The sequence below is a fragment of the Kitasatospora sp. CMC57 genome, assembly GCF_045866025.2.
GTDB lineage: Bacteria > Actinomycetota > Actinomycetes > Streptomycetales > Streptomycetaceae > Kitasatospora.
Genome location: NZ_AP035881.2, coordinates 762,624 through 776,774, shown reverse-complemented (window position 1 = coordinate 776,774; position 14,151 = coordinate 762,624). Strand labels below are relative to the sequence as shown.

Here is a 14,151-nt window from a genome sequence, read left to right as displayed (position 1 = left end):
ACCGAGGACCTCGGCCGACCGGGGCAGGGCTATGCTGATTCGGATCGAACTACCGGAGGGACCGCGCCGTGCCAGTCACCGACGAGGCGATCGAGAAGATCAAGGCCATGATCGTCAGTGGTGAACTCCGCCCCGGGGCGCGCCTGCCGAAGGAGGCCGACCTCGCCGAGCGGCTCGGCCTCTCCCGCAACTCGCTGCGCGAGGCGGTGAAGGCCCTCTCCCTGATCCGGGTGCTGGACGTGCGTCAGGGCGACGGCACGTACGTCACGAGCCTGGAGCCCCGCCTCCTGCTGGACGCCCTCGGCTTCGTGGTCGACTTCCACCAGGACGACACCGTCCTGGAGTTCCTGGAGGTGCGCCGCATCCTGGAGCCCGCCGCCACCGCGATGGCCGCCCGGGTGATGTCGGACGAGGACATCGCCGACCTGGGCGCACTGCTGGACAGCCTGGGCGACAGCACCTCGATCGAGGAACTGGTCGCCAACGACCTGGAGTTCCACCGCAGGATCGCCGCCGGTTCGGGCAACTCGGTGCTCTGCTCGCTGATCGACGGTCTGTCAGGACCGACCGCGCGGGCCCGGATCTGGCGCGGGCTGACGGAGGAGGAGGCCATCACCCGCACCCGCCAGCAGCACCGCGCCATCGTGGACGCCATCGCCCACCGCCGCCCCGACCTGGCCCACGCCTGGGCCACCGTCCACGTGGGCGGCGTGGAGCAGTGGCTGCGCGACACCCTCGGCGCGGCCGGCTCCGCCCTCGGCTGACGCCCTCGGCCACCACACGAGGCCGGGTGCCGTCCGGGGCCGGCGAGCGCGCCCCGGACGGCATCTGCGCGGGTCAGCTGACGCTGACGGCGCTCCACGCCGCGGCGACCGCGTTGTACTCGGTGCTGCCCGCGCCGTAGAGGTCCTTGGCGGCGTTCAGGGCCGCGAGGCGGGCGCCCTTGTAGTCCGTGGTGGACGTCATGTAGACGGTCAGCGCGCGGTACCAGATCTTGGCGGCCTTCTGGTTGCCGATGCCGGTCACGGTCGAGGCGTTGCAGGTCGGGCTGTTGTAGGTGACACCGTTGATGGTCTTGGTGCCGCTGCCCTCGCTGACCAGGTAGAACCAGTGGTTGCCCACGCCCGAGGAGTTGTGGACGTCGAGCTGGCCGACCTTGCGGGTCCAGCAGTCGGCGGACCGGCCGTCCAGCGAGGGCTTGTCCATCCGGCGCAGCCACGGCGGGGTGGACTGGTCGCTGAACAGGTAGTCCGGGGTGTCGACGGCGTTGTTGGCGTACCACTCGACCATGGTGCCGAAGATGTCGCTGGTGGCCTCGTTGAGACCGCCGGACTCGCCGCTGTAGCGCAGGTTGGCGGTGGCGCTGGTGACGCCGTGGGTCATCTCGTGGCCCATGGTGTCGAGGTCGACCTGCTCGGGGTCGGTCACGCCGTCGCCGTCACCGGTCATCATGCAGAAGCAGCTGTCGGACCACTGGGCGTTGTCCCATTTGGTGCCGACGTGGACGAAGACGGTCGCGCCCTTGCCGTCGTTCTTGATGCCGTTCCGGCCGAAGGTGTTCTTGTAGTAGTCGTACGTCCAGGCCGTGTTGGCGTGGGCGTCCACGGCCGCGGTGGCGCGGTCCGTGGAGAACTTCTTGCCGTCGCCCCAGACGTTGTCCGCGTCGGTGAACAGCGTGCCGGAGCTCGCGCTGATCGAGCTCGACGAGACGTTGTGGGCGTCCTTGGTGGTGTGGCCCCGGGTGGGGTCGATCAGGGCGTAGCCACCGCTGGCCTGCGCCGTGGTGGCCAGGCTGACGTCGCCGGTGTACTCCGAGTGGCCGGTGCCGGCGGCCTGGTGCTCGGCGTCGTACGCCTCGATCTGCTCGCCGGTCGAGGCGTCGGTGACGACGACCTTGCCGGCCGGCTGGCCGTGCTCGCCGACTCCTGCGACGGTGGTGCGCCAGGCCAGGCGGGGGGTGCCGTCGGCGGCCCAGACCACCAGCTCGGGGGTGCTGGTGGCGGAGCTGATGCCCTCCGTGTCCCGGAGCGCGCCGCTGGCGCTGACCTGTGCGGGGACGGCCGGGACCGTGGTCTTCACCTTGGGGTCGTGGGCGTTGCCACGGGAGGAGTCCTTGAGCTTGCCGTGGGCGTCCTGATGGACCACCAGGTCGCCGCCGACGACCGGGAGTCCGCCGTAGGTGCGGTCGAACCGGACGTGCTGGGTGCCGTCGGCGTCGATGATGACGTCCTTGACCTGGAGATCCTGGCCGGTGCCGAATCCGAAGGTCCCGGCGTACCGGGTGACGTTGGCCCTGGCCTGGGCTATCGCAGCGTCGCGGCCGGGAGCGGCGGTGGCCGAGCCGGTCTGGGCGGTTGCGGCAACGAGGGCGGCGGTGACCGCAATTGCTCCGGCCGCGAGGTGGCGGCGGGGAGAGGAGATGGGGCTCACTCTGACTCCAGTTCGAGGGGTAACTGCAGCTGAATTGCTGGGACAGAGCTTGATGGTGAGCCGTCAAGAAAGCCATGCATTGCGTCGGATCTTGATGAATCCGTAGCCAAGAGCGACCGGAACTGTTCAACTCGTTGTCCAGTGCCCGATCTTGACAACCAGTGATGGTTCGCACACCGCCCCGTACGCGCCTGAGCGGCTTTCCCCGCGTTGACCTGCGATCATTCAGTGAGGAGGTCGAGGTACGGGCCGGGGTCGGCAGGAGGTCGGTGGGACCGTGACATGGGCAGCTGTCCGGCAGCGCGCCGAGCACGTCGCCAAGGCGGTGTGGCAGCGCGGGCGGGAGATCGAACTGCTGCACCGCGCGATGGCCTTCGCCGCGCTGTGCTTCGTCACCCTGGTCCCGCTGCTGATCGTGATCGCGGCGGCCTCGCCGACCGGTGGCATCGGCATCTCCGACTGGGTCATCGACGGCCTGGGCCTGTCCGGCGCCTCGGCGCAGGCCGTGAACGACCTGTTCAGCTCCCGGCGCGAGGTTCTGAGCACCACCACCGCGCTCGGCCTCGCCGGGCTTTCGTTCTTCGGGATCTCGCTCATGACCGCCGTCCAGAACGCCTACGAGCGGATCTGGCGGGTGGAGTCGGCCGCCTGGCACGCGGTGTGGCGGCAGGTGGTGGCCCTGGCCGGCCTGATCGGCTACGTCCTCGTCGCCGAGTGGAGCGGCGAGCCCTGGGGGGACACGCCCGTCCAACCGGCGCTACGGGTCTCGGCCACCTTGATCTGCGGAGTGCTGTTCTTCTGGTGGCTGCAGCGCCTGCTCCTCGGGTTCCGGATCCGGTGGCGCGCCCTGCTGCCAGGAGCGGTCGCCACCGTGGCCGCTCTGGTCGGCCTGCGGGTCTTCTCCCGGCTGGTCTTCGCGCCGCTGATCGCCTCCAACGCCATCACCTACGGCGTGATCGGCACGGTCTTCGTGGTGCAGTCCTGGATGATCGGGGTCGGGTACTGCGTCTACGCCGGAGCACTCGCCGGCGAGGCCCTCCACCGCGCGCATCCCAAGCGGTACCTGCACGGGCCGCACTGACCTCGGTACCGGACCCAACCCGTTGGGCCGAACCGGTCGGCCTTCGCCGGATGCGTTTCAGGGTGACGCGCGGCGGGACATGGGTCACCGACCGTGCAGTCCGCACCAGGGAGGCAGCCCGTCATGGCCAGACTGATCGTCACCGTGTTCGTCACCATGGACGGCGTGGTCCAGGCCCCCGGCGGCCCGGGGGAGGACGAGGACGCGGGCTTCGAGCACGGCGGCTGGCAAGTCCCCTACGTGGGCGACGACTTCATGGCCCTGATGGTCGACATCTTCGAACGGACCGCCGACCACCTCCTGCTCGGCCGGAAGACCTACGACATCTTCGCCGGCTACTGGCCGAAGGTCACCGACGAGAACAACCCGATCGCGGTACGGCTCAACGCCATGCCCAAGTACGTCGCCTCGCGCACCCTGAGCAACCCGCTGGAGTGGCACAACTCCCACCTGCTGGAGGGCGACGCCGCCGAGTCCGTGGCCCGGCTCAAGGAGCAGCTGGACGGGGTGATCATGACGCAGGGCAGCAGCGACCTCATCCACACCCTGCAACGGCACGACCTGGTCGACGAGTACCGGCTGCTGGTCAACCCGGTCATCCTCGGCACCGGCAAGCGGCTCTTCGCCGAGGGCGCCGCCCCGACCGCCTGGACCCTCACGGAGTCCCGCACCGCCGGCCCGGGGGTGCAGTACAGCGTCTACCGGCGAGCCGGGAAGCCCGAGTACGGAACCTTCCTGTTGGACGACGAGGAGTGACGGCCGGGCGTGGCTCCCCGGCGTTCGTGGTGCGCGCGGCTAGCGTGCTGCGGGGGCCGACCGATCGACGTTGACGGAGTGTCATGACCCCCGACCAGCCCGCCCCGCCGCAGGTGACCGCCCGGCAGGTGCTGCGCAACCCGAAGGTCTGGATCTTCCCGACGGTGATCGTCGGGTCGGTGGCGCTGCTGCTGTCGCTGCTCTACCTGGGCGGCATCATCAACCCCCGGGGCGACCTGCACCGGCTGCCGATCGGCCTGGTCAACTCCGACACCGGCGGCGACCTCGGCGGCACCCCGGCCAACCTCGGCCAGCAGATCACCGCCGGGATCGCCGCCGCACCCGACCCGGCCGAGGAGGTCTCCTGGCGGGTGCTGAGCCGGGCGGACGCGATGGAGCAGCTGGCCTCCGGCAAGCTGTACGGGGTCCTGGAGGCACCGGCCGGTCTGACCACGGCCGTGGCCGCCCTCGGCGCCTCCGCTCAGCCGGACCCGGCGCGGCCCACCATGGTGGTGCTCACCAACCCCGGGGTGGGCAGCCTGGCCTCCTCGCTGGCCTCCTCGATCTCCCAGCAGGCCGCCCACCAGGCCTCCAAGCAGCTCGGCGGCACGCTCACCGCCCTCCCGCCGGCCCAGGGCGGCGCCACGAGCAACGCGGCCCGCCTGCTGCTGGCCGACCCGCTGACGGTGGCGGTCGAGGTCGGCCACCCGATCGGCGCGCACAGCGGGCTGGGGCTGACGGCCTTCTACTACTCGCTGCTGCTGGTGCTCTGCGGCTTCCTGGGCGCCAACATCATCAGCAACGGCGTGGACGTCTCGCTCGGCTACGCGGCCAGCGAGCTCGGGCCGCTGCGCACCCAGCTGCCGCTGGTCCCGATCAGCCGGACCAGGACCCTGGCGGTCACCAGCGTGATGTCGGTGGTGCTCGCGGTGCTGACGTCCAGCCTGGTGATGCTGGCCACGGTGGTGATCCTGGACATGGACGCCTCGCACCTCCCGCTGCTCTGGGTGTTCTCGGTCTGCGCCAGCGCGGCGGTCGGGCTCGGGGTGCAGGCGCTGGTCGCGGCGTTCGGCGGGATCGGCCAGCTGGTCAGCATGTTCGTCTTCATCGCGCTCTCGCTGCCCTCCTCCGGGGCGACCGTCCCGCTCCAGGCGCTGCCCGGCTTCTACCGGGCGCTGGCGGTCTTCGAGCCGATGCGCCAGCTCGCCGACGGGGTCAGGTCGATCCTGTACTTCGACGCACAGGCCGACGCCGGGCTGACCCGGGCCTGGGTGATGATCGCGATCGCCACGGTGGCGGCGCTGCTGTTCGGCTTCGGGATGACCACCTACTACGACCGGCGGGGCCTGCACCGGGTGCACCCGGAGGTCAGCTGACCCGTCCGGCCACCCGGTCGGCCCTGGCGTGGTGGCCCCGGTGCGGTATCGGCAGTTGCATGGAGAGTGACCGAGTCCCCGTCGAACCGGGAGCCACCATGTACCAGATGTGGGCCGAACACGACCCGGCTGTCGAGCAGCCCTCGCTGCTGTGGCACGTCATCACCAAGGACGACCACGGGAGGTCCCTCTGCGGCCGGCTGCTGGCGGCGCCGTCGGTCTCCGGCGGCGACTCGGTGCTGGCGGAGAGCTTCTGCGGTCCCTGTATGACCTCCGTCCGGGAGGCGATGGGCCAGCCCGCCGCCGGCTGACCGCGCGTCGCTCAGGGCGCTAGCCCGGCCGGCCGCCTCGCGGCACCGGTGAGGCCGGTGTGCTCGGCCAACCTCGCGCGCAGGGCGCGCAGTTCGTGGCCGACCAGGGCGGGCAACCGGGGGGTGCCGGTTGCCAGGCCGGTGCTCTTCAGGGCGGGGCCGAGCAGCGAGATCGCGGTGTCAGGATCGTGCGCGCAGACGTGGCAGTCGGCGATCCGGACGATGAACAGCAGCCGGGTGGACGGCAGTTGGTGCGGTCCGAGCAGGTGCAGCGCGGTCCGGGCGGCGCTCGCCGCGCGCAGCGCGAGCCGGGGGTCGTCCACGGCGGCCGCCGCGTCGCGCAGGGCGGCGGCCGCACCGGACTCGACCCGGAGCCGCATCGAGGCGATCGACAGCCAGGGCACGTCGGACTCGTCCCGGGCGCCGATGTGGTCCAGGTGCAGCCGGGCCCGGCCGATGTGCCGGACGGTCTGCCGGACGTCACCCGCCAGCCCGTACGCCCGCGCCTGGCCGATCTGCGACATCGCGGCGGCCCAGTGCCGCTCCGGGGCGGCCCGGCCGATCTCGCGGGCGTAGCCGAGTGCGGAGCCCGGGTCGCCGTCCAGCCGGGCCAGGGTGCCCATGTCGCTGAGCGCGGCCACCTGGGTGGCCGGGTCGTCGGCCAGTCCCGACCAGCTGAGCGCGCGGTCGAAGCAGGCCATCGCGGTGGCGTTGCGACCCTGCTGCATCCGCAGGACGCCCGCCGCGTGGGCGTACTCGGCGGCCAGCCGGACCAGCGGGCGCCGCCGCCCGGCCGGAGTGCCGGGCAGCCGGGCGAGCACGGCCCGCAGGGTGCGTTCGACGGCGGTGGCGGTGTCCCCGTGGGAGTGCGCCTCACCGGCCCGCAGGTGGGCGGCGAGCAGCCCGGCGAGCGCGTGTGCGGTGTCCACGTCCAGCGGCGGCGCGGTCAGCGGGTCGGCGGTGCAGAACGCCTGGTGCAGCGCCGCGAGGTCGGCCGGCCCCGGCACCTCGCAGCCGGCCGCGCCGTGCAGCGGGCAGAGCATCCCGTAGTCGGGGAGCCGGGCCGGTGGCGGTCCGACCGGCGGTAAGGGGAGCGGTGGACGGCCGGTGCTGGTGCCGGGCAGCGGAGGGCGGGTGAGCTCGTGCGGGACCGGCGCCCCGGACCGTTCGCCCTGTTCCGCACGGCGGCAGGCGGCGCTCAGATCGCCGTCGGCGGCCAGCAGCCGGTCCAGCTGGTCGGCGACCCGGGGAGTGGCCCGGCGGGTGCCGTGTTCGAGCCGGCTGACCGCCGTGTGGTCGTAACCGATCCCGGTGGCGAGCTGGGCCTGGGTGAGGCCCGCCCGGCGCCGCCAGTGCCGTAGGCGCTCGCCGAACGCCGGCCAGGAGTCGCCGGCCGGCGGGGCGTTCTCGATCAGGGTCGCGCCGGTGTCGGTCCGGTGCACGGTGGTCCCTCCCCGAGTCCTTCGCGTCCTTGGACGGTACTGGACGGGCACCCGGTTCGTACATGAGGTGGTCTCAACCTCTCTGGGAACGCCGCAGCTTGACAGAGTTTGCCAACCGCACGGAGGGCCGGTGAGAGCCGTTGACGGTGGCATGACGGCGTGTGAGGGTTCCGGCACCCGAACGCTGACACCCCCTCAGCCACGCCCCCCGACGTGGCGCCGGAGCACGCCGTCGGCGTTCGAGGACCCCCACGTCCGAGGAGCCTCGCAATGAGACGAAAGATCCTGACGGCAGGGACCACCCTGGCCGTCCTGGCCGGCCTGCTCGCCGCCACCACGGCCGCGCGGGCCGCGCCCGGCCCGGCCCCGGCCCCGCCGTCGAGTGCGCTGGCCGCCGCCGTCTCGGCGGCCGACCAGGCGGCTGCGGCGGGCCTGGACGCCCTGGCCAAGGGCCCGGGCGAGAGCTACGAGCGGCACGCGGTGACCCCGTGGCTCGGCGGGCTCTACTCCGTCGCGTACGAGCGGACCTACCGGGGTCTGCCGGTGGTCGGCGGTGACGCCGTGGTGCTCGCCGACGGGCGGGGCCGGATCCACGGTGTGCAGTCGGCGTCCACCGGGCCGGTCGGCGTGCCGACCGCGCCGACGGTGACCGCCGCGGCCGCAGAGAAGACCTCGCGGGCCCAACTCCCGGCCGTGGAAACGGCTCAGGCCGGCCGCCTGGTGGTCCGGGTCAAGGACGGCCGCTCCCGGCTGGCCTGGGAGACCGTACTGACCGGCCGGACCGCCACCGCGCCCAGCACCCTGCACGTCTTCGTGGACGCCCGCTCGGGTGAGGTGCTCGACAGCTACGACGACGTCCGGGCGGGCACCGCCAACAGCAAGTGGAACGGTCCCTCCCCGACCATCAACACCACAGCGTCCGGAGGCACTTACTCACTGCGCGACCCCGGTCGTCCGGGGCTGAGCTGTGCCGACTACTCCTCGGGCGCGGTGTTCTCCAAGGCCACCGACACCTGGGGCACCGGGAACCCGACCAGCAAGGAGACCGGCTGCGCCGACGCGATGTTCGCGGCGCAGAAGGAGTGGGACATGCTCCGCGACTGGCTCGGCCGCAACGGTCACAACGGCAACGGCGGCAGCTGGCCGGTCAAGGTCGGCCTGAACGACGTGAACGCCTACTGGGACGGCTCCTCGATATCCATCGGCCACAACAACGCCAACGAGTGGATCGCCGCGATCGATGTGGTGGGCCACGAATTCGGCCACGGCATAGACCAGTTCACCCCCGGCGGGGCGAACAACGAGGCCGGGCTCGGCGAGTCGACCGGCGACATCATGGGCGCGCTCACCGAGGCGTACGCCAACCAGAGCGCGCCGTACGACGCCCCGGACTACACCGTGGGCGAGATGATCAATCTGGTGGGCAGCGGTCCGATCCGGGTGATGTACAACCCCTCGCAGGTCAGTGGGAACCCGAACTGCTACTCCTCCTCGATCCCGAGCACCGAGGAGCACGCGGCGGCGGGCCCGCTGAACCACTGGTTCTACCTGCTGGCCGAGGGCTCCAGCCCCGGCGGCGGCAAGCCCAGCAGCCCGACCTGCAACAGCAGTTCGGTGACCGGGGTGGGCATCCAGAATGCCGGGAAGATCTTCTACGGCGGGATGCTGCTGAAGACCAGCGGCATGACCTACAAGAAGTACCGGACCGCGACTCTGACCGCCGCCAAGAGCCTCGACCCGACGTGCACCTACTTCAGCCGGGCCAAGGCCGCCTGGGACGCGGTGAGCGTGCCCGCCCAGGCCGGTGATCCGACCTGCACGCCGTCCGGCAGCAACGACTTCGGGCTGACGCTCGGTCAGACCTCGGGGTCGGTGCAGCCCGGCGGCTCCACCACCGCGACGGTCAACACCTCGGTCACCTCGGGCAGTGCCCAGACGGTCAACCTGACCGCCTCCGGCGCTCCGGCCGGTGTCACGGTGACCTTCAACCCCTCTTCGGTGCAGGCCGGTTCGTCCTCGACAGCGACCTTCACGGCCGCCGCCACGGCGGTCGCGGGCACCTACACCGTCACGGTGACCGGCGCCGGCGCGGTCAGCCACACCGCGCAGTACACCCTGACGGTGGGCGGCGGCGGAAACCCCGGCGGCAACCCGCCGGACATCGACGTGGCCCAGGTGCAGGCGCACCTGACCCAGCTGAACACCATCGCCTCGCAGAACGGCGGCAACCGGCGGGCGGGCACGGCCGGGCACTCGCAGTCCGTCGCGTACCTCAAGGCCAGGCTCCAGGCGGCCGGTTACACCGTCTCCGAGCAGAGCTGCACCTCGTGCAGCTACCTCTCCAACAACCTGATCGCCGACTGGCCCGGTGGCCCGGCCGACCAGGTGACCATGTTCGGCGCCCACCTGGACAGCGTGGCGGCCGGGCCCGGCATCAACGACAACGGTTCCGGCTCCGCGGTGCTGCTGGAGAACGCGCTGGCGCTCGCCCGGGCCAACCCGACCCTGACCCGGCACGTCCGGTTCGCCTGGTGGACGGGTGAGGAGCAGGGTTTGCAAGGATCCGCCCACTACGTCGGCCAGTTGAGCTCCGCGCAGCGCAGCGCGATCAGGGGCTACTACAACTTCGACATGGTCGGCTCGCCCAACGCCGGGTACTTCGTCAACAACATCGACTCCGCGACCTCGGCGCCGATGAAGGCGTACTGGGACTCGCTGAACCTCCAGCCCGAGGAGAACGTGGAGGGCCAGGGCAGGTCCGACGACTACTCCTTCCAGCAGGCCGGCATCCCCACCTCCGGGTACGCGGCCGGTGCCAGTGCCACCAAGACGGCGAACCAGGCGGCGAAGTGGGGCGGCACGGCGAACCGGGCGTACGACTCCTGCTACCACCAGTCCTGCGACACCACCTCCAACGTCAGCGCCACGGTGCTGAACCGCAGCGCCGACGGCGTCGCGTACACGCTGTGGAAGACCTCGGTCGGGGGCACAGCGCCGGCCGACGACTTCTCCGTCGCGGTCAACCCGGCCACCGGCAGTGCCGCGCCGGGCGGTTCGGTCAGTGCGACGGTGTCCACCGCGGTGACCTCGGGCAGTGCGCAGACGGTGAGCCTGACCGCCTCCGGTGCTCCGGCCGGTGTCACGGTCACCTTCAACCCGTCCTCGGTGCAGGCCGGTTCGTCCTCGACGGTGACCTTCCAGGTGGGGTCCGCCACGGCCGCCGGCACCTACAGCATCACGCTGACCGGCTCGGGGTCGGCCACCCACGGCACCACCTACTCACTGGTGGTCGGCAGCGGTCCCGGCACCGGGACCTGGGCCGCCGGCACCACGTACAAGGCGGGTGACGTCGTGACGTACAACGGCGTCAGCTACCGCTGCATCCAGGGCCACACGGCGCAGACCGGCTGGGAGCCGCCCATCGTCCCGGCCCTCTGGCAGCGGCTGTAGCCCCATCAGACGTGCCGCGGTTCGTCGAGGGGGACGAGCCGCGGCACCGCCGTGCCCGCCGTCAGCGGGTGTCGCCGCCCCAGTCCCACCGCAGCGGGTCACCCGGGCGGGGGCGGTAGCGGGCCCGGCCGCCCGCGCCGTACGCGCCGATCTCGGTGGGCAGCGCGGCCCCGACGGCGAGCTGCTCGCCGCTCCAGCCCGTCACGTCGAGCAGCAGCCCGTCCAGCGGCCCGGCCACCAGCTCCCGGTAGGCCCGGCCGGGCCGGGGCCCGGCGTCCTCGTGGTCGCTGCCGTAGACCCGGCCCCGGAGCAGTTCGTCGTCCATGCCTGCCAGTTTCCCGGTCGGCACTGACAGGCGGAGTGTCGCGGTGCGCCGAACGGGCTCTCCGCGGCCGGTCAGCCGAGCGGGTAGCGCCAGGTGCCTGGCGGAGCCTGGTAGGCGGGCAGCCAGGTGGCGAGCACCTGGGCCGAGGGGTAGAACATCGGCTCCGGCAGGGCGTCCACGGGCACCCGCTCCCAGCCCGCGCAGGCGTGCGGTTCGGTGACCAGCGCGGGCAGGTCGCAGGGCGGGGCCAGCACGGCGGCGGTCAGCCGGGGCCGGCCGAGCCCGTGGTCGAGCAGGACGGCGAGCACCCGCATCCGCTCGGCGGGCAGCACGATGCCGGTCTCCTCGGCCAGCTCGCGCGCGGCGGCCTGTTCGAAGGACTCGCCCGGGTGGTCCACCTTGCCGCCGGGCAGGCTCCAGGTAGGCGGTTCGCCGGGCGTGATCCGACGGCCGACCAGCACCCGGCCGTCGGTGCCCGGCACGATCACGCCCGCTCCCAGTACGGGACCCACGATGCGTCAACTCCTACCAGGGGGAGGGGGCGTAGTCCTTGAGGAAGCAGCCGTACAGGTCCTCGCCGAGCTCGCCGCGGACGATCGGGTCGTAGACCCGGGCCGCGCCGTCGACCAGGTCGAGCGGGGCGTGGAAGCCCTCCTCGGCCAGCCGCATCTTGTCCGGGTGCGGGCGCTCGTCGGTGATCCAGCCGGTGTCCACGGCGGTCATCAGGATGCCGTCGGTCTCCAGCATCTCCTTGGCGCTGGTGCGGGTCAGCATGTTGAGCGCGGCCTTGGCCATGTTGGTGTGCGGGTGGCCGGCGCCCTTGTAGCCGCGGCTGAACTGGCCCTCCATGGCGGAGACGTTCACCACGTACTTGCGCCGTGCCTTGGCCGCCGCCATCGCCGGGCGCAGCTTGCTGACCAGGATGAACGGGGCGGTGGAGTTGCAGAGCTGGACCTCCAGCAGCTCGATCGGGTCGACCTCGCTGACGGTCTGCACCCAGCTGTTGGTGTCGTGCAGGTCGGGCACCAGGCCGCCCGCGTCGATCGCGGTGCCGGCCGCGATCCGCTCGACCGAGGCGGAGCCGGGCACCAGGGCCAGCGCGGTGACGTCCTCGGCGCTGATCAGCTCGCGGTGTCCGCCTTGTCCGGGCAGGGCCGGGCGGTCCACGCTGCCGCTGCCGAAGCTGCCGATCACGGTGGAGCTGGGCAGCTCACCGGCGGGCAGCGGGGCGTTCTCGGCCAGGACGAGCTCGCGGTAGGCGGCGGGGGAGCGGCGCACGGTCTGCGCGGCGTTGTTGATCAGGATGTCCAGCGGGCCGTCGGCGGCCACCTCGTCGGCGAGCGCGACCACCTGGGCCGGGTCGCGCAGGTCGATGCCGACGATCTTGAGCCGGTGCAGCCAGTCGGCGCTGTCCGGCATCGCCTTGAAGCGGCGGATCGCGTCGTTGGGGAAGCGGGTGGTGATGGTGGTGTGGGCACCGTCACGCAGCAGCCGCAGCGCGATGTACATCCCGATCTTGGCCCGGCCGCCGGTGAGCAGCGCCCGACGGCCCGTCAGATCGGCGTGGGCGTCCCGGCGGGCCCGGTTGGTCTTCGCGCAGGACGGGCAGAGCTGGTGGTAGAACGCGTCCACCTCGCTGTAGCGCTGCTTGCAGGTGTAGCAGGAGCGCGGGCGCTCGAGTATCCCGGCGATCTCGGTCGTGGTGACGGTGGTGAGGCCGAAGGCCCCGGCCGTCTCGTCGTCGATCCGGCCCGGTGCACCGGTCGCGGTGGCGGCCGTCACGGCCCGGTCGTGCGCGGTCTTGCGGGCCCGGGTCTCCTGGCGGCGGCGCTGCTTGAGCGTGCGGAACACCCCGCCGACGGCCTGCCGGACGGTGATCGCGTCCGGGTGGTCGACGTCGAGCTCGTCCAGTTCGGCGAGCACGCTGAGGCAGAGCTCCAGCCGCGCGGGGTCGATGCCCGGGCCGTACTCGATCTGCTCTTCGGTGCCTTGGGTCTCGCCCGCCATTACCGCACTGCTTCCTCTGCCGCCCTACCTGGTTACCCGGGAACTCTACGGAGTGCGGAGCGGGCGGCCAAACGTCGACCGAAAAGTAATGGCCTGAAACCAATTGCGCCCGTTACTTGTTGCTGTCTAGGCTGCGTAACAGACGAAGTGCAGAAACGACCATTACCGAGGGAGTCGGCATGAACGACTGGAACGACTGGCAGCGCAGCTGGGACCGCCAGCAGGAGTGGTACATGGCCGACCGCGAGGAGCGCTTCCGGGTGATGCTCGACCTGGTGGAGGCGGTCGCCGGGCCCGCACCCCGGGTGCTGGACCTGGCCTGCGGGACGGGCAGTATCAGCGAGCGGCTGTTCGCCCGGCTCCCCGGGGCGGTCAGCGTCGGCGTGGACCTGGACCCTGCCCTACTGGCGATCGCCCGCGGCCACTTCGCCGAGGAGCCCAGGCTCACCCTGGTCACCGCCGACCTGCGGGACCCGCAGTGGGCGGCGCCACTGCCCGAGGGCCCGTACGACGCCGTCCTCACCGCCACCGCCCTGCACTGGCTGAACACCGACGACCTGCTCCGGCTCTACGACGACCTGGCCGGGCTGATCCGCCCCGGCGGCGTCTTCCTGAATGCCGACCACACCCCCGAGCCGGACATCCCGCTGCTGCGGGCCGCCGACGAGGCGTTCCAGGCGCGCCGCCGCGAACGCGCGTCGGCCGAGGGTGTGCAGGACTGGCAGGGCTGGTGGGCCGCCGCGGCCGCCGACCCGGCGCTCGCCGAGCCGGTGGCCGCCCGCTCCACCGTCTACCGCGACCACAAGGACGGCGAGGTGCACCCGGCGGACTGGCACACCGCCCGGCTGCTCGGCGCCGGGTTCCGGGAGGCCGGGGTGGTCTGGCGCTCCGTCAGCGACTCGGTGGTGGCAGCGGTGCTCTGACGGGCGGTCGGGTGGGGTGGTCCGGTGGGGGGCCCGCCGCTGTCGGCCGG

At 72.2% G+C, this 14,151-nt stretch carries 12 protein-coding genes; 7 read left to right on the top strand and 5 right to left on the bottom strand.

Annotated features, from left to right (window positions below; all coding sequences use genetic code 11):
* Positions 1-68 precede the first annotated feature (68 nt).
* Complete coding sequence (locus ACKUU6_RS03650) at positions 69-764, top strand: FadR/GntR family transcriptional regulator (protein WP_407986970.1); 696 nt, start codon at positions 69-71, stop codon at positions 762-764.
* Between the two features lie 73 nt (positions 765-837).
* On the opposite strand, the gene ACKUU6_RS03645 is transcribed toward ACKUU6_RS03650, so the two are convergent.
* Positions 838-2,430 carry a M4 family metallopeptidase gene (locus tag ACKUU6_RS03645; RefSeq protein ID WP_407986969.1) on the bottom strand — a complete coding sequence of 531 codons (1,593 nt, stop codon included), beginning with the start codon at positions 2,428-2,430 and terminating at the stop codon, positions 838-840.
* 277 nt (positions 2,431-2,707) lie between these two features.
* Between ACKUU6_RS03645 and ACKUU6_RS03640 the strand changes: the two genes are divergently transcribed.
* The 4 genes from ACKUU6_RS03640 (at position 2,708) to ACKUU6_RS03625 (ending at position 5,954) form a co-directional block, all read left to right on the top strand.
* Entirely contained in the window at positions 2,708-3,511 is an 804-nt protein-coding gene (locus tag ACKUU6_RS03640) for a YhjD/YihY/BrkB family envelope integrity protein (RefSeq protein WP_407986968.1), read from the top strand.
* Between the two features lie 123 nt (positions 3,512-3,634).
* Positions 3,635-4,267, top strand: coding sequence for a dihydrofolate reductase family protein (locus tag ACKUU6_RS03635; protein ID WP_407986967.1), 633 nt, complete (start codon positions 3,635-3,637; stop codon positions 4,265-4,267).
* 83 nt (positions 4,268-4,350) lie between these two features.
* Positions 4,351-5,643, top strand: a complete 1,293-nt coding sequence (locus tag ACKUU6_RS03630) for a DUF3533 domain-containing protein (RefSeq protein WP_407986966.1) — start codon at positions 4,351-4,353, stop codon at positions 5,641-5,643.
* A 98-nt stretch (positions 5,644-5,741) separates the two neighbouring features.
* Complete coding sequence (locus ACKUU6_RS03625) at positions 5,742-5,954, top strand: hypothetical protein (RefSeq protein ID WP_407986965.1); 213 nt, start codon at positions 5,742-5,744, stop codon at positions 5,952-5,954.
* An 11-nt stretch (positions 5,955-5,965) separates the two neighbouring features.
* Here the strand turns inward: ACKUU6_RS03625 and ACKUU6_RS03620 are convergent, their stop codons facing one another.
* Positions 5,966-7,396, bottom strand: coding sequence for a helix-turn-helix domain-containing protein (locus ACKUU6_RS03620; protein WP_407986964.1), 1,431 nt, complete (start codon positions 7,394-7,396; stop codon positions 5,966-5,968).
* A gap of 270 nt (positions 7,397-7,666) precedes the next feature.
* On the opposite strand from ACKUU6_RS03620, the gene ACKUU6_RS03615 reads away from it, so the two are divergent.
* The gene (locus ACKUU6_RS03615; protein ID WP_407986963.1) at positions 7,667-10,846 is read left to right on the top strand and encodes a M28 family peptidase; all 3,180 of its coding nucleotides are present in this window, start codon (positions 7,667-7,669) and stop codon (positions 10,844-10,846) included.
* A gap of 61 nt (positions 10,847-10,907) precedes the next feature.
* Here ACKUU6_RS03615 and ACKUU6_RS03610 read toward each other — a convergent pair whose 3' ends face one another.
* From ACKUU6_RS03610 to ACKUU6_RS03600, 3 genes are all read right to left on the bottom strand, one after another.
* A complete protein-coding gene (locus ACKUU6_RS03610) occupies positions 10,908-11,171 on the bottom strand; it encodes a hypothetical protein (protein WP_407986962.1) in 264 nt (87 codons plus the stop codon).
* Positions 11,172-11,242: 71 nt separating this feature from the next.
* Complete coding sequence (locus ACKUU6_RS03605; protein WP_407986961.1) at positions 11,243-11,683, bottom strand: nucleotide triphosphate diphosphatase NUDT15; 441 nt, start codon at positions 11,681-11,683, stop codon at positions 11,243-11,245.
* A gap of 13 nt (positions 11,684-11,696) precedes the next feature.
* Positions 11,697-13,178, bottom strand: a complete 1,482-nt coding sequence (locus ACKUU6_RS03600) for an SDR family NAD(P)-dependent oxidoreductase (protein WP_407986960.1) — start codon at positions 13,176-13,178, stop codon at positions 11,697-11,699.
* Between the two features lie 161 nt (positions 13,179-13,339).
* Here ACKUU6_RS03600 and ACKUU6_RS03595 point away from each other — a divergent pair, with 161 nt between their 5' ends.
* Complete coding sequence (locus tag ACKUU6_RS03595) at positions 13,340-14,101, top strand: class I SAM-dependent methyltransferase (protein ID WP_407992026.1); 762 nt, start codon at positions 13,340-13,342, stop codon at positions 14,099-14,101.
* Positions 14,102-14,151 lie beyond the last annotated feature (50 nt).

What these genes read in the sequence shown, in the direction of transcription:
- ACKUU6_RS03635 (WP_407986967.1), top strand. Translation starts at nt 3,635, where the DNA reads ATGGCCAGACTGATCGTCACCGTGTTCGTCACCATGGACGGCGTGGTC.
- ACKUU6_RS03630 (WP_407986966.1), top strand. Translation starts at nt 4,351, where the DNA reads ATGACCCCCGACCAGCCCGCCCCGCCGCAGGTGACCGCCCGGCAGGTG.
- ACKUU6_RS03625 (WP_407986965.1), top strand. Translation starts at nt 5,742, where the DNA reads ATGTACCAGATGTGGGCCGAACACGACCCGGCTGTCGAGCAGCCCTCG.
- ACKUU6_RS03615 (WP_407986963.1), top strand. Translation starts at nt 7,667, where the DNA reads ATGAGACGAAAGATCCTGACGGCAGGGACCACCCTGGCCGTCCTGGCC.
- ACKUU6_RS03610 (WP_407986962.1), bottom strand. Translation starts at nt 11,171, where the DNA reads ATGGACGACGAACTGCTCCGGGGCCGGGTCTACGGCAGCGACCACGAG.
- ACKUU6_RS03600 (WP_407986960.1), bottom strand. Translation starts at nt 13,178, where the DNA reads ATGGCGGGCGAGACCCAAGGCACCGAAGAGCAGATCGAGTACGGCCCG.